Origin of the sequence: Bacteroides sp. OM05-10AA (assembly GCF_003439055.1) — a bacterium.
Lineage (GTDB): Bacteria > Bacteroidota > Bacteroidia > Bacteroidales > Bacteroidaceae > Bacteroides > Bacteroides intestinigallinarum.
Genome location: NZ_QSUR01000001.1, coordinates 334,229 through 354,053, shown reverse-complemented (window position 1 = coordinate 354,053; position 19,825 = coordinate 334,229). Strand labels below are relative to the sequence as shown.

General features: G+C 44.7%; 13 protein-coding genes. 10 read left to right on the top strand and 3 right to left on the bottom strand.

Features of this window, described 5'->3' with window-relative positions:
• The first annotated feature begins 15 nt into the window (after positions 1–15).
• Genes DXB58_RS01170 through DXB58_RS01155 form a run of 4 tightly spaced genes read left to right on the top strand, consistent with a single transcriptional unit; the run spans position 16 to position 6,266 of the window.
• The gene (locus tag DXB58_RS01170; protein WP_122135634.1) at positions 16–1,551 is read left to right on the top strand and encodes a glycoside hydrolase family 28 protein; all 1,536 of its coding nucleotides are present in this window, start codon (positions 16–18) and stop codon (positions 1,549–1,551) included.
• Complete coding sequence (locus DXB58_RS01165) at positions 1,502–2,104, top strand: DUF4450 domain-containing protein (RefSeq protein WP_122135633.1); 603 nt, start codon at positions 1,502–1,504, stop codon at positions 2,102–2,104. Before DXB58_RS01170 ends, DXB58_RS01165 begins: the two co-directional genes overlap by 50 nt.
• Positions 2,101–3,504 (top strand): glycoside hydrolase family 28 protein, encoded by a 1,404-nt coding sequence (locus DXB58_RS01160; protein WP_122135632.1) that lies wholly within the window; start codon positions 2,101–2,103, stop codon positions 3,502–3,504. Before DXB58_RS01165 ends, DXB58_RS01160 begins: the two co-directional genes overlap by 4 nt.
• Positions 3,501–6,266, top strand: a complete 2,766-nt coding sequence (locus DXB58_RS01155) for a glycosyl hydrolase (RefSeq protein ID WP_199487900.1) — start codon at positions 3,501–3,503, stop codon at positions 6,264–6,266. Before DXB58_RS01160 ends, DXB58_RS01155 begins: the two co-directional genes overlap by 4 nt.
• A 368-nt stretch (positions 6,267–6,634) precedes the next feature.
• On the opposite strand, the gene DXB58_RS01150 is transcribed toward DXB58_RS01155, so the two are convergent.
• Complete coding sequence (locus tag DXB58_RS01150) at positions 6,635–7,807, bottom strand: MalY/PatB family protein (RefSeq protein ID WP_122135631.1); 1,173 nt, start codon at positions 7,805–7,807, stop codon at positions 6,635–6,637.
• A 146-nt stretch (positions 7,808–7,953) separates the two neighbouring features.
• On the opposite strand from DXB58_RS01150, the gene DXB58_RS01145 reads away from it, so the two are divergent.
• The 6 genes from DXB58_RS01145 (at position 7,954) to DXB58_RS01120 (ending at position 17,628) form a co-directional block, all read left to right on the top strand.
• Entirely contained in the window at positions 7,954–8,982 is a 1,029-nt protein-coding gene (locus DXB58_RS01145) for an HPP family protein (RefSeq protein WP_199487901.1), read from the top strand.
• 87 nt (positions 8,983–9,069) lie between these two features.
• Positions 9,070–9,855 (top strand): Cof-type HAD-IIB family hydrolase, encoded by a 786-nt coding sequence (locus DXB58_RS01140; protein WP_122135630.1) that lies wholly within the window; start codon positions 9,070–9,072, stop codon positions 9,853–9,855.
• A gap of 2 nt (positions 9,856–9,857) precedes the next feature.
• Complete coding sequence (locus tag DXB58_RS01135; RefSeq protein ID WP_117934770.1) at positions 9,858–11,852, top strand: tetratricopeptide repeat protein; 1,995 nt, start codon at positions 9,858–9,860, stop codon at positions 11,850–11,852.
• 341 nt (positions 11,853–12,193) lie between these two features.
• On the top strand, positions 12,194–14,722 hold the full coding sequence (locus DXB58_RS01130; protein ID WP_122135629.1) for an AsmA-like C-terminal region-containing protein: 2,529 nt from the start codon (positions 12,194–12,196) through the stop codon (positions 14,720–14,722).
• Between the two features lie 19 nt (positions 14,723–14,741).
• Positions 14,742–15,356, top strand: coding sequence for an L-threonylcarbamoyladenylate synthase (locus DXB58_RS01125; protein ID WP_004301542.1), 615 nt, complete (start codon positions 14,742–14,744; stop codon positions 15,354–15,356).
• 145 nt (positions 15,357–15,501) lie between these two features.
• Complete coding sequence (locus DXB58_RS01120) at positions 15,502–17,628, top strand: GDSL-type esterase/lipase family protein (RefSeq protein WP_122135628.1); 2,127 nt, start codon at positions 15,502–15,504, stop codon at positions 17,626–17,628.
• A 102-nt stretch (positions 17,629–17,730) separates the two neighbouring features.
• Here DXB58_RS01120 and nagB read toward each other — a convergent pair whose 3' ends face one another.
• Together nagB and DXB58_RS01110 are read right to left on the bottom strand one after the other, a co-directional pair.
• Positions 17,731–18,543, bottom strand: a complete 813-nt coding sequence (gene nagB / locus DXB58_RS01115; RefSeq protein WP_004301540.1) for a glucosamine-6-phosphate deaminase — start codon at positions 18,541–18,543, stop codon at positions 17,731–17,733.
• A 48-nt stretch (positions 18,544–18,591) separates the two neighbouring features.
• Complete coding sequence (locus DXB58_RS01110) at positions 18,592–19,788, bottom strand: FprA family A-type flavoprotein (protein WP_122135627.1); 1,197 nt, start codon at positions 19,786–19,788, stop codon at positions 18,592–18,594.
• Positions 19,789–19,825: the final 37 nt, after the last annotated feature.

Below are 19,825 nucleotides of genomic sequence, written 5' to 3'. Positions count from 1 at the left end.
AGGCATTAGATAAATATGAAAACCAAAGGTATCTTTCCCCTGCTCCTATTGGCAGGCACACTTTTGACAGCAGCTTGCGCCACCCCAACGGGCAAACAGGCAGGAAACAACAGCTTTGAATGGGGGCAGGTTCCGCAGCAACCGGATTTGTCGTGGGCCGACAGTGTAGGCAGCCGGCAAATGCCCGGAAACAATGTAATTTTATCCGCTAATTCTTTTGGCGCAGTAGCAGACAGCACGGTGCTTAGCACGGAAGCTATCCAAAAAGCAATTGACAGTTGTGCCGTCAGCGGTGGAGGAACGGTAGTTCTCCAGCCGGGATATTATCAGACTGGCGCACTGTTCATAAAAAGCGGTGTCAACCTGCAACTGGACAAAGGGGTGACTTTACTGGCCAGCCCATCCATTCATCATTATCCCGAATTCCGTTCGCGGATTGCAGGAATCGAGATGACATGGCCCGCGGCAGTTATCAACATTGTCAATGAAAAGAACGCTTCCGTCAGCGGAGAAGGAACGCTGGACTGCCGGGGAAAAGTATTTTGGGATAAATATTGGGAAATGCGGAAAGAATACGAAGCAAAAGGATTGCGCTGGATTGTGGATTACGACTGTAAACGGGTACGGGGCATCCTCATAGAACGTAGCTCCGACATTACATTGAAAGGATTTACCCTGATGCGTACCGGTTTTTGGGGATGTCAGATTCTTTACTCCGATTATTGCACGATAGACGGATTGACCATCAACAACAATATAGGTGGACACGGTCCGAGCACGGACGGTATCGACATTGATTCTTCCTGCAATATATTGGTCGAAAACTGCGATGTAGACTGCAACGATGATAATATCTGTATCAAATCGGGACGGGATGCAGACGGACTGCGGGTGAACCTTCCTACGGAAAATGTGGTCATACGCAATTGCATCGCCCGCAAAGGTGCCGGACTTATCACCTGCGGAAGCGAAACTTCCGGCAGCATACGGAATGTATTGGGATATAATCTGGAAGCAATCGGCACCTCCGCCGTGCTGCGGTTGAAAAGCGCCATGAACCGCGGAGGAACAATCGAAAACATTTATATGACCGAAGTAAAAGCGGAAAACGTCCGTCACGTGCTGGCGGCGGACTTGAACTGGAACCCCAGTTACAGTTACAGCACTTTACCCAAAGAGTATGAAGGGAAAGAAATCCCGGAACACTGGAGAATCATGCTGACTCCGGTTACGCCTCCCGAAAAAGGTTATCCGCGTTTCCGCAATGTCTACGTATCAAAGGTAAAAGCGGAAAATGTGGACGAATTTATCTCCGCTTCGGGATGGAATGACTCGTTACGTCTGGAAAATTTCTATCTTTATGCCATCGAAGCGCAGACCGACAAACCGGGCAAAATCTGCTATACGAAGAATTTCAACTTGTCTGAAATCACATTAAAGACGGAAGAAAAGAATGTCATTGAACTAAAAGAGAATGAACAAAGTAATATCAACTTCAACTATGTTAAGACATCTCCTGACCATCGTACTGCTGGTAATCTTGCTCATTGATGCGCAAGCACAAGCACTGACGCCACCTGCCGGCACTTTCCGGTTGGGCATATCAAAAGGAAATGAAAGCCACTGGCTAAAGCCTAAAGAAAAGATACAGGGAGTATCCTTCCAATGGAAAGCACTACCCGATAGTTGTGGATTTATTCTGGAAGTAGAAGTCGCCTCTGCTCCGGAAGCCGATGCCCTATTTTGGAGTTTCGGCGATTGCCAACCGGATTCGGACATCAATGTATTCAGCGTGGAGGGACAAGCCTTCACTTGCTACTACGGAGAAAGTATGCAATTACGGACGCTGCAGGCTGTCACTCCTACCGATGATATTCGCTTGAGTGACGGACATAAGGATGCAACTCCCCTGATGCTTTACGAATCAGGCAAACGAACCGACCGCCCTGTACTGGCCGGACGTTGCAGTCTCTCCCCGGCTTCTTCCCGAAACGAAGGAAGCAAGCCTTTCCGGCTTTACTTCTGTTTCTACGAACAGAATGAAAAAGCGGATTACAACTACTATATGTTACCGGATATTTTTGCCAAAATCGACAAAAAATGAAAAGGATCTATTTATTATTCAGTCTGTTAATAGGTTGCATCTATCTACATGCAGCCATTTATAATGTAATGGACTTCGGAGCCAAAGCGAATGGGAAAACGATTGATTCGCCTGCCATCAATCGTGCGATTGAAGCGGCCGCACAGGCCGGAGGAGGCACAGTATATCTACCTGCGGGAGAATATGCGTGTTATTCCATCCGGTTAAAAAGTAACATTCATATCTATTTGGAACAGGGCACCCGTATCATTGCCGCCTTTCCCGGAAAAGAGGAAGGATATGATACCGCCGAACCGAATGAACATAATAAGTATCAGGATTTCGGTCACAGCCATTGGAAAAACTCTTTAATTTGGGGAATCGGACTGGAGAATATTACGATCAGTGGTCCCGGCTTAATCTACGGCAAAGGCTTGACCCGTGAAGAGAGTCGCCTACCGGGGGTAGGCAATAAGGCTATCAGCCTGAAAGATTGCAGAAATGTGACCCTGAAAGATTTATCCATGCTGCATTGCGGGCATTTCGCCCTGTTGGCTACCGGAGTGGATCATCTGACGATTCTGAATCTGAAAGTAGACACCAACCGGGACGGCTTCGATATTGATTGCTGCCGGAACGTACGTATCAGCCAATGTACGGTGAACTCCCCCTGGGATGATGCCATTGTATTGAAAGCCTCTTATGGATTAGGACGCTTCCAAGATACGGAAAATGTGACGATCAGTGATTGTTATGTCAGCGGCTTTGACAAAGGCAGTGTAATGGACGGCACTTGGCAGCTGGACGAACCGCAGGCTCCCGATCATGGTTTCCGTACGGGACGCATCAAGCTCGGCACAGAGAGTAGTGGAGGCTTCCGCAATATTGCGATTACGAACTGTATCTTTGAACATTGCCGTGGATTGGCATTGGAAACGGTAGACGGAGGACATCTGGAAGATATTGTAATCAGTAATATTACAATGAGAAATATAGTCAACGCACCTATTTTCCTCCGGTTGGGCGCACGTATGCGCAGTCCTGAAGGCACTCCTGTGGGCACCATGAAACGTATTCTTATCAGCGATATCAATGTATGGAGTGCCGACAGCCGGTATGCTTCTATCATCAGCGGTGTACCGGGAGCCTGTATCGAGGATGTGACTTTGCGTAATATTCACCTCTATTATAAAGGTGGATACAGCGAAGAAGATGGTAAACGAGTTCCGCCCGAACAGGAAAAAGTATATCCCGAACCGTGGATGTTCGGCACGATTCCCGCCAAAGGATTTTATATCCGTCATGCACGGAACATTACCTTCGACGGTGTTCGTTTCCACTTTGAACAGCCGGACGGACGGCCACTCTTTGTTACCGATGATACAGAAAACATAGAATATTATAATACGCCGAAAGAATGATGAATAAAAGACAAATGATAGTCTTCTGCCTGCTTGCCGCAGGCGGAGTGATGCAAGCACAGCAATGGCCGGATGCTCCGGTGGAAGCACGTCCCGGTGCCAGATGGTGGTGGCTGGGAAGTGCCGTAGACGAAAAGAACCTGACATACAATCTGGAAGAATATGCACGCACCGGAATGGGGGCGGTAGAAATTACTCCCATCTATGGTGTGCAGGGCAATGATGCGAACGAGATTCAATTTCTCTCTCCCCGCTGGATGGAAGTTCTCAAACATACACAGGCGGAAGGAAAGCGTACCGGTATCGAGATTGACATGAATACCGGAACCGGATGGCCTTTCGGCGGACCGGAAGTCAGTATTGAAGATGCAGCCACTAAGGCTATCTTCCAGACATATAACCTAGAGGGAGGCAAAGAGATTGAACAAGATATCAACGTGACCGACCCTAAGCAACAGGCTTATTCCGTACTAAGCCGGGTGATGGCTTACGATGAGAAAGGTAAATGTATCAACCTGACCGCCCACGTAAAAAAAGACAAGCTACAATGGAAAGCACCTGCGGGCAAATGGAAAATCGTAGCTCTTTATATCGGTAAGACACGACAGAAAGTGAAACGTGCCGCTCCCGGAGGTGAGGGATATGTAATGAACCATCTCTCAAAGAAAGCTGTAAAGAACTATCTTTCCCGTTTTGACCGTGCTTTCAAAAGCAGCAAGACGAGCTATCCCCATACATTCTTCAACGACTCTTACGAAGTGTATCAGGCAGATTGGACAGACGATTTCCTGGAACAATTCGCCCGTCGCCGGGGATACAAACTGGAAGAACATTTCCCCGAATTTCTGGACGAAAGTCGTCCGGAAGTCAGCAGACGTATTGTATCCGATTACCGGGAAACGATTTCCGATTTGTTATTGGAAAACTTTACCTGCCAGTGGACGGACTGGGCACATAAGAACGGCAGTATCACCCGCAACCAGGCACATGGTTCGCCCGGCAATCTGATTGATATTTATGCTGCCGTGGATATTCCCGAATGTGAGGGTTTCGGACTGTCGCAATTCCATATCGAAGGATTGCGTCAGGATTCTTTAACTAAAAAGAATGATTCGGACCTGTCTATGCTGAAATATGCTTCTTCAGGTGCTCATATTGCAGGAAAGACGTACACTTCTTCCGAAACATTCACGTGGCTGACGGAGCATTTCCGCACTTCTTTATCGCAATGCAAACCGGATATGGATCTGATGTTTGTTTCCGGTGTCAATCACATGTTTTTCCACGGCACTCCGTATTCTCCGAAAGAAGCCGAATGGCCCGGATGGTTGTTCTACGCTTCTATCAATATGAGTCCGACAAACAGTATTTGGCGTGATGCTCCTTCGTTCTTCAACTATATCACCCGTTGCCAGAGTTTTCTGCAAATGGGACGGCCGGATAATGATTTCCTGATTTATCTTCCGGTATATGATATGTGGAATGAGCAGCCGGGACGATTGTTATTATTCACGATACACCACATGGATAAACTGGCTCCTAAGTTTATCGACGCTATCCATCGCATCAACAACAGCGGGTATGACGGGGATTATATTTCCGATAACTTTATTCGCAGTACACGTTTCAAAGACGGACAGTTGGTTACTTCGGGCGGAACAGGCTACAAAGCATTGGTAGTGCCTGCTGCACACCTAATGCCGAGTGATGTATTGGCACATCTTTATGAACTGGCCAAACAGGGAGCTACTATCGTATTCCTCGAAAATTATCCGACAGATGTACCGGGATACGGTCAGTTGGAACAAAAACGCCAAAGTTACCAGCGTACGCTCCGGCAACTTCCGGCTGTTTCTTTCTCGGAAACAACCGTTACTCCAATCGGAAAGGGGAAGATTATCACAGGAACGGATTATGCACGCACATTGGCCAGCTGCAATATCTCTCCCGAAGAAATGAAAACCAAATTCGGACTACAAGCGATCCGGAGAGTGAATGATACGGGACACCACTATTTCATCTCTTCCTTGCAAAACAAAGGAGTGGACGGTTGGATCACATTGGGAACGAATGCAACCGCAGCCGCTCTCTTCAATCCCATGACCGGAGAATGTGGTGAAGCTAAAGTAAGACAGGCAGACGGAAAAACACAAGTCTATTTGCAATTAAAATCCGGTGAATCAATTATTCTGCAAACATATCAGCAACCTTTGCAGGCATCCAAACCGTGGAAGTATGTCAAAGAGCAACCTTTCAGTCTTCGTCTGGATCATGGTTGGAAGTTACACTTCGCCGAAAGCAAACCGGAAATTCAAGGGACATTTGATATAGATCGCCCCTGTTCATGGACCCATATCGATCATCCGGCAGCCCAAACGAACATGGGAACCGGTGTTTATTCCTTAGACATCGAATTACCGGCTTTGCAGGCTGACGACTGGATTCTTGATTTGGGAGATGTACGCGAAAGTGCCCGTGTCCGCATCAACGGACAGGAAGCGGGATGCGCATGGGCAGTGCCTTATCAACTAAAGGTAGGCCAGTTCTTAAAACCCGGAAAAAACCACATCGAGATAGAAGTCACGAATCTCCCTGCGAATCGAATTGCAGAATTAGACAGGCAGGGAGTGCAGTGGCGCAAATTCAAAGAAATCAATATTGTTGATTTGAACTATCGTCCGGCCAATTATGGACATTGGAGTCCATTGCCCTCCGGCTTGAATAGTGAGGTACGGCTGATTCCGGTAAATGTGATGCCATAGTTGAGGCATTGTCATATCATCATACCGCAACAAACTATTTTTTCAATCTTGTACTTAAGACTTTTCAGTGCAAAGATTAAGGGTTTTCAGTGCAGAGATTAAGGGTTTTCAGTGCAGAGATTAGTAGTTTTTTATGCAGTCGGTAAGTCGTCCCGTTACAATGGGACAATAGGCACATTGCAAAGTGACCAATATCACCTTATAAGATGATATTGGTCACTTTGTAATATGATTACCTGTCTTTGGGAAGATGAGAAGCACTAAAGATACAAAATTAAATAGTAAAAAGCAAGAGTGAGACAGGAAATATAGCTTCATCCCCTGAACGGATTGATTCTATTTCCGAACCGGGGAATGGACTTAAAAGACTATTTTAAATCCATTACAGCCTGCTCCAACTGTTTCAATGCTTTTTCCAGCGTAGCACGCGGACAAGCAACGTTCAACCGCATAAATCCCTCACCTTCCTTACCGAATGTTGTTCCATCATTCAGCGCCAGATGAGCATCTTCTACAAAAAGACGATTCAGTTCTTCCTGATTGAGTCCCAATGCGCGGCAATCCAGGAAGATCAAGTAAGAGGCTTGCGGACGGATCATCTTGATAGCAGGAATATGTTCTTTCAAATACATTTCAGTGAAATCCACATTTCCTTTAATATATGCTACCACTTGGTCCAGCCATTCTGTACCATGACTGTAAGCAGCTGCTACACTTAAATAAGCAAAGAGATGTCCTTCGCTAAACTCGCTTGCTTCCATATATGTCTGGAAATGGTGACGAAGTTCGTCGTTCTCAATAATTGCATAAGAACTAGCCAATCCCGGCATGTTGAATGCTTTGCTGGGAGACATAAAGACAAGAGAGTTCATCCGTGCCTTCTCTGAAATCAAAGCAAAGGTAGGATGTTTGTATGGAGGCAGGGTTAAGTCAGCATGAATCTCGTCAGAGATAACCAATGTGCCGCTTTCATAGCAGATATCGGCTATTTGAGACAGTTCTTCTTTGGTCCATACACGTCCACCCGGGTTATGAGGGTTGCTTAGAATAAGCAATTTGCATCCTTGAATATCTTGACGGAAGCGGTCGAAATCAATATAATATTGTTCATCTTTCAGGACTAACGGGCTGAATACCACTTCACGTTCATTCTTTTGAGTGACTAAAAAGAAAGGATGATAAACAGGGGGCATTACCATTATCTTATCTCCTTTTTGCGTAAAACAGTGGATCACAAAAGCCAAGCCGCGAACAATACCGGGAGTGAAAGTCAACATCTCTTCACGAATCGCCCAACCATGGCGCTCCTTCACCCAGTTAATAATAGACTCCGACCATTCTTTGCAAGCAAATGTATATCCGAGTACTTCATGCTCCAGGCGTTTTTTCAAAGCCTCTATGACAAAAGGAGCTGTGCGGAAATCCATATCAGCTACCCACATTGGAATCAGGTCATTGCGTCCCCAACGATTCTCTACTGCATCCCATTTTACGGAATCTGTACCATGACGGTTTATTATTTCATCAAAATTATAGTTCATACTGCATAATGTTGTTATGTTATGTGAGACAAAAGTAGCATTTTTTCCAATACGTGCGGATTCTATCGCACAAAAACACTGGATGTTCTATTTTTTTCTGATATTTGCATTCACTATATAATTAAGACAAAAACATTAAAAGAATAATGAACAAAACAGAGGAAAAGCTATCATTATTTAGCGATATTCAACAACGAAAGAGATATTTGAGTGCATTGGTCATGATATTATTGATGATTGAAGTAGCAGAACTATTTAACGAAAAGGAAATCATTTTTCCCGAAATGGCAGCTTTGACTATAGGCATGTGGATTGTCAATAAACGGGTGTGGCGTGTGAAATACTGGCAAATGCTATTATTGATGACTCTAGGTGCTTGTGCCGGAGTATTAATAGTCCTCTATTCTCCATTCTCTTTAATCATAAATGTCGCTATTGCTTTTTTGGGTGCTGCCATCGGCCTTTTACTTACCCGTGCTTCACTGTTTCCACTAATCTCTGCCTGTGTACTTCCTGTATTATTAAGAACGGAGAGTTGGATTTATCCATTATCCGTGTTTGTGATGACCCTGATTATCATTGTTGTACAACGATGGATGGTACATCGGGGCATTCGAGAACCGATCGTCTATGAACCAGTGGAAAGAAACTGGTCTGCAGATAGCCTACGATGGTCCAGTCTGCTGATGAGCGTAATTGCAGTAGCCTGTTTAGCAGTATATACTTCCAACTTTTATTTTATCATTCCACCATTAATTGTCATGTATGTCGAGTTTGTCAACTCAAAAGCCGGATTTCGAAATCGTCCCGTACTTACCATATTACTATTGGTTAGCGGTTCGCTAGTCGGGAGCCTTTTTCAATGGATCGGTTATTATTTTCTGGGACTGCCCGAAACTGTAGTAGCACTTTTCATTTTCATTATACTATTCACTCTATTTGAATGGCTTGGCAAATTCTTTGCACCGGTAGGAGCAATGGCACTTATACCAATGCTGCTTCCCAAAGAGGCTTTGTTCAGTTTACCTTTTCAAGTGTTCATTGGCGCGACATTGTTCATTGGCATAGGAATGATCTTTTTTCAACAATGCTACAAATGGACGCAAGCACAGTTGATCTATTGCCTGATTCCTCACTACTTACTAAGCCGGTTGAAACAAAATAAGAAAGAGTAGAGACTTTAAAAAAAGCATAAGAGAAATCTCCTAATTGCTATTTACATAGAAAAATAGTACTTTTGTACTCCATTCAAAAAAGAATTTATGACGAAAGCATTATTTTTTGATATAGACGGAACATTGGTCAGTTTTGAAACTCACCGCATCCCGTCGTCTACCATTGAGGCACTGGAAGCCGCCCGTGCAAAAGGACTGAAGATATTTATCGCTACGGGACGTCCGAAAGCCATTATCAACAACCTCTCCGAATTGCAAGACCGGAATCTGATTGATGGATATATCACCATGAACGGGGCTTACTGCTTTGTCGGGGAACAGGTAATCTATAAAAGTGCCATCCCCCAGGACGAAGTAAAAGCGATGGGAGATTTCTGCGAGAAAAAAGGCGTTCCCTGTATCTTTGTAAAGGAACACAACATTTCCGTTTGCCAGCCCAATGACATGGTGAAAAAGATATTCTATGATTTCCTGCACGTGAATGTGATTCCGACTGTATCTTTCGAGGAGGCAACCAGCAAGGAAGTCATCCAAATGACACCCTTTATCACGGAAGAGGAAGAAAAAGAAATCCGTCCGTCTATTCCTACCTGCGAGATAGGCCGGTGGTATCCTGCATTTGCCGATGTGACCGCCAAAGGAGACACCAAGCAAAAGGGCATTGATGAAATAATCCGCTATTTTGATATTAAACTCGAAGATACCATGGCTTTCGGAGACGGAGGAAATGACATCAGCATGCTCCGCCATGCAGCCATCGGAGTAGCCATGGGACAAGCCAAAGAGGATGTGAAAGCCGCTGCCGATTATGTGACAGCTCCCATCGACGAAGATGGCATCAGCAAGGCAATGAAGCATTTTGGTATTATCTGATTATGAGCGTAGACACCAATAACGCAGCGTTTCAGGACGCCCTGAACCTGATTCAATATACGCGTCAATCGGTTTTCCTGACCGGGAAAGCGGGTACAGGGAAATCTACATTCCTGCGTTACGTCTGCGAAAACACCAAAAAGAAACATGTTGTACTCGCCCCGACAGGCATCGCTGCTATCAATGCCGGAGGAAGTACGATGCATAGTTTCTTCAAACTCCCTTTCTATACGCTGCTGCCGGATGACCCGAACTTGAGTCTCCAGCGTGGTCGTATCCATGAATTTTTCAAATACACCAAGCCGCACCGGAAGCTGTTGGAACAAATAGAACTGGTCATCATCGACGAAATTTCAATGGTAAGGGCGGATATCATTGATGCCATCGACCGAATCCTACGTGTATACTCTCACAATCTGCGCGAACCTTTCGGAGGAAAACAACTGTTATTGGTAGGCGACGTATTCCAACTGGAGCCCGTCGTAAAAAACGACGAACGGGAAATATTGAACCGCTTCTATCCTACACCCTATTTTTTCTCTGCCAGAGTATTCGGCCAGATAGACCTGGTATCCATCGAACTTCAAAAGGTATACCGCCAAACAGACCCCGTTTTTGTCGGCGTCCTCGACCATATCCGGAACAATACAGCCGGAGCGGCTGATCTGCAACTACTGAACACCCGTTATGGAAGTCAGATAGAAGAATCGGAAGCTGATATGTATATCACTCTGGCCACCCGTAGAGACACGGTAGACTCTATCAACGAAAAGAAACTGGCAGAACTTCCCGGAGACCCAATTACTTTTGAAGGAGTCATCGAAGGAGATTTCCCCGAAAGCAGTCTACCCACCTCACAAGAGCTCGTACTGAAACCCGGTGCACAAATCATCTTTATTAAAAATGATTTCGACCGCAGGTGGGTAAACGGTACCATTGGTGTCATTGCCGGAATTGATGAGGAAGAAGAAACCATCTACGTTATCACCGACGATGGAAAAGAATGTGACGTAAAGCGTGAATCATGGCGCAATATCCGTTATCGCTACAACGAAAAGACAAAAGAAATAGAAGAAGAAGTCTTAGGTAGCTTCACACAATATCCCATCCGGTTAGCTTGGGCCATCACTGTGCACAAGAGTCAGGGACTGACTTTCAGCCGTGTAGTCATCGACTTCACAGGTGGTGTATTTGCAGGTGGACAAGCATACGTGGCACTAAGCCGCTGTACCTCACTGGACGGTATTCAGCTCAAAAAGCCTATTAACCGTGCTGACGTCTTCGTCCGCCCCGAAATCGTAAACTTTGCCGGACGTTTCAACGACCGGCAGGCTATCGACAAAGCTCTGAAACAAGCGCAGGCCGACGTGCAATACGCTGCTGCTTCACGCGCTTTCGACAAAGGAGACATGGAAGAATGTCTGGAACAGTTTTTCCGCGCCATTCATTCCCGCTATGATATTGAGAAACCTGTTCCCCGCCGTTTTATCCGACGTAAACTCGGTGTCATAAACACCTTGAAAGAGCAGAATAAGAAACTCAAAGAGCAAATGCGCGAACAGCAGGAACGCCTCCGCCAATATGCTCATGAATATCTATTAATGGGTAACGAATGTATCACCCAGGCACACGACTCACGTGCCGCCCTCGCCAACTACGACAAGGCACTTAGTCTCGACCCTAATTATGTGGATGCCTGGATACGCAAAGGAATCACTCTCTTCAACAACAAAGAGTATTTCGATGCTGAAAACTGCTTCAACACTGCAGTCACCCTCTATCCGGCAAACTTTAAAGCTGTCTATAACCGCGGAAAGCTCCGACTAAAAACAGAAAACACAGAAGGTGCCATTGCCGACCTGGACAAGGCCACCAGCCTGAAACCGGAACATGCCGGTGCACACGAACTCTTCGGAGACGCTCTGTTGAAAGTCGGGAAAGAAGGAGAAGCCGCCTTACAATGGAGAATTGCAGAAGAACTTAGAAAGAAAAAATAGCCTATTCTTCCCGACCTCCGCACCTATTCATCTTTGTCATCTACACACAACATCTCCATCAAACAGTGCCCCCGCACGGCCTCCCGGCCTCGTTTTTCCGACGTCAAGCGCAGGTGGTTTCTCCGGCGTTAAAAAGGGCAGACTGTTTGAGCGTAGCGAGTTTCTGCCCTTTAGCCGGAGGAAACACCGGAGTAGTCGGAAAAACGCAGCCTTGATTCTTTCTTTTTGCTTCCTTTTCTTTCGTATCAAGACGAAAGAAAAAGAACTGATTCTCCCTCTATATCAAAAACTTTTATTAGTTTTGCTCTTTGTAATATCTCAAACTCTTAAAATAGAAGCAAATGAAAAAAGGTTTGAAAATCGCAGCTATCACAGTAGGAGTCATCATCATTCTGATGTTCCTTCTTCCTTTCGCCTTCCAGGGAAAGATAGCCGACATTGTAAAAACAGAAGGCAACAAGATGCTTAATGCACAATTTGACTTTAAGAACCTTAACATTAGCCTGTTCCGTAACTTTCCACAGGCTTCTGTCACTCTCGAGGATTTCTGGTTAAAAGGTACTGGTGAATTTGCCAACGACACCCTTGTACAGGCCGGAGAAGTTACTGCCGCAGTCAACTTATTCTCTCTTTTTGGAGATAGCGGTTACGATATTTCTAAAATATTTATTGAAGATACACGTTTACATGCCATTGTATTGCCGGACGGACGTGCCAACTGGGATATTATGAAACCGGATACAACAGCAACAGCCGAAGCTCCTGTTTCAGAAGAAGAAGCATCTTCTCCTTTCAAAGTGAAGCTACAACGCTTTGTTATCAAAAACATGAACCTGATTTATGACGATCAACAAGGAAAGATGTATGCTGATATCCGCGACTTTAACGCAATCTGCGCCGGAGACTTAGGAAGTGACCGCACTACTCTGAAGTTGGAAGCGGAAACCAAATCACTTACTTACAAGATGAATGGAATCCCTTTCCTGGCCAATGCCAATATCTCCGCAACAATGGATGTGGATGCCGACCTTGCCAATAACAAATACACATTAAAAGACAACACCATCCGCCTCAACGCCATTCAGGCAGGTATCGACGGTTGGGTAGCCTTGAAAGATCCGGCTATCGACATGGACTTGAAACTTAACACGAACGATATCGGGTTTAAGGAAATCTTGTCACTGATTCCAGCCATTTATGCAACGGAATTCTCCAGTCTGAAAACAGACGGAACCGCTACGCTTACTGCAACGGCCAAAGGCATCCTGCAAGGCGACACCGTTCCTGCATTCAACATTGATATGCAAGTCAAGAATGCCATGTTCCGCTATCCGGCTTTACCGGCAGGAGTGGATCAAATCAATATCAGTGCCAACGTCCAGAACCCGGGAGGAAATATCGACCTGACGACGGTCAATATCAATCCTTTCAGTTTCCGTCTTGCCGGAAATCCGTTTAGCCTGACGGCTAATGTAAAAACACCGATCAGCGATCCGGACTTTAAAGCTGAAGCTAAAGGGATTCTCAATTTAGGTATGATAAAACAAGTCTATCCACTTGGAGATATGGAGTTGAACGGTACCATTGACGCCGATATGCAAATGTCAGGACGCCTTTCCTATATCGAAAAAGAGGAATATGAACGTATGCAAGCCTCAGGCACTATCGGACTGACGGGTATGAAACTCAAAATGAAAGATATGCCTGACGTAGAAATCAAGAAGTCTCTCTTCACTTTCACCCCGAAATACCTCCAGTTGAGCGAGACAACCGTCAACATCGGAAAGAATGATATCACAGCCGACAGTCGGTTTGAAAACTATATCGGTTATGCATTGAAGGGTACTACATTGAGAGGAAACCTGAATATTCGTTCCAACTATTTCAATCTGAACGACTTCATGGCCGCTTCTGCGGATGAAGCGACTGCATCAGAAACTGCGTCTACCGACTCCGTAGCTACAGCTGCCACGGGTATTATGGAAGTTCCCCGCAACATCGACTTCCAAATGGACGCTAACCTGAAACAGGTGTTATTCGATAAGATGTCTTTCAATAATATGAACGGCAAGCTTGTGATAAAAGATGGCAAAGTGGATATGAAAAACCTCTCCATGAATACCATGGGTGGCAACGTGGTCATGAACGGCTACTACTCTACTGCCAACGTAAAGAAGCCGGAAATGAAAGCCGGATTCAAACTCTCCAATATCGGTTTCGCACAAGCTTACAAAGAATTGGACATGGTGCAGAAGATGGCTCCTATCTTCGAAAACCTGAAAGGTAATTTCTCCGGAAGTATTAATGTACTGACAGATTTGGATGCAACCATGAGCCCTGTACTGAATACAATGCAAGGTGATGGCAGCCTTTCCACCCGTGATCTTAGTTTAAGCGGAGTGAAAGCAATCGACGAAATAGCCGATGCCGTTAAACAGCCAAGTCTGAAAGACATGAAGGTGAAAGATATGACACTGGATTTCACCATCAAAGACGGACGCGTAGAAACCAAACCGTTCGATATCAAGATGGGAGACTACACATTGAATCTTTCCGGTAGCACAGGCCTCGATCAAACCATCGACTACTCCGGAAAAGTGAAGTTGCCGGCATCCGTAGGCAATATCTCTAAACTAATGACTCTTGACTTGAAGATCGGAGGTTCATTTACCTCTCCGAAAGTCAGCGTCGATACTAAAAGCATGGCCAACCAAGCTGTCGAGGCTGTAGCCGATGAAGCTATCAGCAAACTCGGACAGAAACTGGGACTGGACTCTGCCGCTACCGCCAATAAGGATTCAATCAAACAAAAGGTGACAGAGAAAGCTGCAGAAAAGGCACTGGATTTCTTAAAAAAGAAACTCAAATAAGAGAGAAGGAGAATGAATTATGCTTCTGAAGCTATATGACAAAAATAATAACCCGCAGGATTTACAACGAATCATCGACATCCTGAATGACGGCGGACTGATTATCTACCCCACTGATACGATGTACGCCATCGGTTGTCATGGTTTGAAGGAACGTGCTATAGAACGGATATGCCGGATCAAAGAGATAGACCCCAGAAAGAACAATCTGTCTATCATCTGTTACGACTTGAGTAGCATCAGCGAATATGCGAAAGTAGACAATAATATATTCAAGCTGATGAAGCATAATCTTCCGGGGCCATTCACCTTTATTTTGAACGGAACCAACCGGTTACCCAAAATCTTCCGCAACCGGAAAGAAGTGGGTATCCGTATGCCGGATAATAATATCATCCGCGAAATCGCACGCCTGCTGGATGCTCCCATTATGACGACCACTCTGCCCTACGAAGAGCATGAGGACTTGGAATATATGACAGATCCCGAACTGATAGATGAGAAGTTCGGTGACATCGTCGATCTGGTCATTGACGGAGGTATCGGAGGTATAGAACCTTCCACCGTAGTGAAATGTACCGACGACGAACTGGAAATCATCCGGCAAGGGAAAGGCTGGCTGGAAGAGGTATAAAAACCGAAAAATGAATCGAACTGGTATGCTATATGATAGGAACGTGAATAAATAAGTTTTATTATTAGTAGCATGCCAGTTCGTTTATACACAGCAAAACAACGATTGGTTATCCCCCCAACAAACCAAAATCATCATATTCATCATGAAAAAATTAAATCACATCGGCATCTTTCTTGTATGTCTATTCATTACTATCCAATCATTTGCAAGTGAGCCCATACGGGTAGCGTGCATAGGAAACAGTATTACTTATGGAGCATTCATCCCCAACCGGGAAATGAACTGCTATCCGGCACAACTTCAAGCTTATCTGGGAGATGGGTATGAGGTTAAAAACTTCGGAGCCTCTGGTCGAACTATATTGTCTAAAGGAGATTACCCATATTCCGAAACAGATACCTACAAAGCATCTCTGGAATATCAGCCCGATATTGTATTAATCAAATTAGGTACTAACGATACCAAACCGCAAAACTGGAAATACAAAGACGAATTCAAAGACAATTACCAGACATTAATTGACACATACCGGAATCTGAAATCACATCCACGTATTATTCTCCTGACTCCTATCCGTTGTTTCCTGCCGGAGGGTTCGGAAATCAATGCACAACTGATAGAAAACGAGGTACGCCCCACGGTGGAAGAATTGGCTTGGAAAAATCAACTGGAAATTATCAATCTGTTTAATCTCTTCGGCGACCAGTGGGATTCGGTTATGCTACCGGACAAACTGCACCCCTCTTCTATCGGAGCAGGAGTCATGGCCCAAAAGATATATGAATATCTCGCTGTAAAAACAACAGCTTCTCCAACAAAGCTGCAGACATCACTGGGAATACAAGATGCCAAACGATTCAACTTCCATGGACACCAAGGGTATGAATTTGAGAATGAGGGAGTAAAATGCCTGGTAGTAGAGCCCGCAAAAGAAGCCATAGGAAAACCCTGGATGATTCGTGCACGCTTTTGGGGGCATGAGCCACAGACTGACATAGCATTATTGGAACATGGCTTTCATATTGTTTACTGTGATGTAGCCGACTTATATGGCTCGGATAAAGCTGTTCAACGCTGGAATAGTTTTTACAAGCGAATGGTGAAAGTCGGATTCAACAAGAAAGTGGCACTTGAAGGGATGAGTCGTGGCGGGCTGATTGTCTATAACTGGGCGGCACAAAACCCGGAAAAAGTGGCATGTATTTATGCAGATGCCCCCGTAATGGACTTCAAAAGTTGGCCTATGGGACAAGGTAAATCTGCCGGTTCCACCATGGATACGAAACAACTTCTCAATGCTTACGGTTTTAAAAACGAAGCTGAAGCGTTGAACTGGAAAAAGAATCCGATAGACTGTGCACCGACAATGGCAAAAGCCGGAATCCCCATCCTGCACGTGGTAGGTGATGCTGACCAAGTGGTGCCGGTTGTTGAAAACACAGCCATTTTCGAACAACGTATGGAGGAATTGCATGCACCAATTACTATTATTCATAAGCCTGGAGTGGATCATCACCCGCACTCCCTCAACAATCCCGAGCCTATTGTGCAGTTCATCCTCAAAGCTACGAACAGGGCGGAAAACATGTGTGTGCATCCTGTACCGGGAAATGAATTCCGTTCGGCAGCCGGATGGACCCAAAACTCGGACTGGAACAGCGTAGCAAAAGACATAACCGCCACTCTCAATGGGAAACATTTAAAACTGTTGTTATTGGGGAATTCCATCACACAAGGTTGGGGAGGTAACAGAAAAGAAGTGACTTACAAGCCCGGCAAAGAGGCTATGGACAATGCCATAGGAAAGGATAATTGGGAAAGTGCCGGCATATCCGGCGACCGCACGCAAAACCTGCTTTGGCGTGTCCGTTATGATAACTACAATAGTTGCCACCCTGAAAACATAGTGATTGCCATTGGAATTAATAATCTGATAAGTGGAAAAGACAGTCCTGAAAACACGGCTGAAGGAATTATCGCAGTAGCCAATGAAGTACGGAAGCAATTCCCCGAATCACGTATCATTCTTTTAGGTCTGTTTCCATCCGGTAAGGAACAACAGAGTAAAGTGCGCACACAATGTGATAAGATTCATGACATATTACAACATCACCGATTCGAGAAAGTTGAATATATCAATCCCACCAAATGGTTCACCGAAGCGGACGGAACTATGAAAGACGGACTTTATGGAAATGATTACATTCATTTCACTGGTGAAGGATATAAAGTAGCAGCAACAGAAATAGCCAGAATACTTGCTCGTTAGATAATCCTCCAAAATCTAATCTTCACATAATAGTATCAGAAATAATAAGGGCTGCGTCACATTTTCAGTGCGCAGCCCTTATTTCTATTATTTCATCACAAATTACTTAATCAATGATTCCGGATCCAAATGAGCAGATTCGATATCTTTGAAGTAACGGTAAGTACCCACTTTCAATTCAGCTGTAGCAGCATCATCACAAACGATAATACCCTTTTCATGCATTTGCAATGCACTGATTGTCCACATCTGTGTGATAGCACCTTCTACAGCATGATACAAAGCACGAGCTTTGTTATGACCATTTACAATAATCATCACTTCTTTTGCAGAAAGCACAGTACCCACTCCCACTGTCAAAGAAGTCTTAGGAACTTTGTTGATGTCATTATCAAAGAAACGGGAGTTAGCAATGATGGTATCCATTGTTAACGTTTTCTGACGAGTGCGTGAAGTCAATGAAGATCCCGGTTCGTTGAATGCAATATGTCCGTCAGGACCAATACCACCCATGAACAGGTCGATGCCGCCGTATGACTTGATCTTTTCTTCGTAACGTGCACATTCTGCATCCAGATCCGGAGCGTTACCATTCAGAATATTAGTATTCTCGGGTTTAATGTCGATATGACCGAAAAAGTTATTCCACATGAAAGAATAATAGCTTTCCGGATGTTCTTTCGGCAATCCTACATATTCGTCCATGTTGAATGTTACCACATTCTGGAAGGAAACGATTCCTTTCTTATTCAGGTCGATCAAAGCTTTATACATGCCCAGCGGAGATGATCCGGTGGGACAGCCCAATACAAATGGTTTTTCGGGGGTTGGATTGGCAGCTTTTATTTTAGCGGCAACGTAATGTGCAGCCCACAGAGATACGGACTGGTAGTCCGGCTGAATAATAAGTCTCATAAGTCGATTATTTTATAGGTTAGTTAATAAATTATCTCATTCACTGTTTTAACGATCTTTCTTCAAACGGTCCGCCATGGCACGTGCCAGATTTTCGCACTGGGTATAAGTCAGGTCTTTCATAGCCTGCTTCATCTCCACCGGATCACCGATCAATTCGAATTTACTCTTTTCAGCAAACTCCGCCAGACGTTTCACCGCAGCACCTGCCCATGCAAAAGAACCGAAGTAACCTAAATAGCGTCCCTTCACCTCACGCAGCAGAATCTTTGAAAGTAACGCTTCCACCTCCGGAAATATCTGATTACTATACGTAGGAGAACCGATAATCAATCCCTTATAACGGAAAATATCCGCTATGATATAAGAAGGATGACTCTTTGTTACGTTATGCATAACGATATTCTTAACTCCCTGTGCAGAAAGCTCTTCAGCAATAGCTTCCGCCATCTGCTCCGTATTTCCATACATGCTTCCGTAGGCAATAACAACACCTTCATCCGCATCATAACGACTCAAACGATCATATATGCCGATCACCTTTGCAATATTCTCTGTCCATACAGGTCCGTGAGTAGAACAAATGGCAGAAATGGGAAGTCCACCTAATTTCTGCAGAGCCTTTTGCACGGGGCTTCCGTATTTACCAACGATATTAGAGTAGTAACGAACCATTTCTCCCCAGTACTTATCGACATTGATCCGGGTATCCAGGAATCCGCCATCTACAGTACCAAAACATCCGAATCCGTCACCGGAGAAAAGAACTCCATCCGTTTCATCAAAAGTCATCATCGTTTCCGGCCAATGCACCATTGGAGTCATATAAAAACGCAGTTTGTGACGTCCTAAAGCGAGGAAATCACCGTCCTTTACCAGATATTGTTCACCGGTTACCCCATAGAAACCTTCAATCATACCGAATGTTTGCTTATTACCCACGATAATAATTTCCGGATAATGTTGTTTAATCAATCGGATAGATCCCGAATGATCCGGTTCCATGTGATTTATAATCAAATAATTAATGGGACGTTCTCCAATCACCTGCTTGATTTTACGCAAGTAGATTTCGAAATAACAGATATCTACCGTATCCACTAACGCCACCATTTCATCATCAATCAGATAAGAGTTATATGAAACTCCATAGGGCAATGGCCACATCGCTTCAAATCTATGCTTATTACGGTCATTTACTCCCACATAGTGGACATTTCCTTTAATTCTTGTTTTACTTTCCATCTTTCAATCCATTAAATATTTCTTCCACCATCCCATA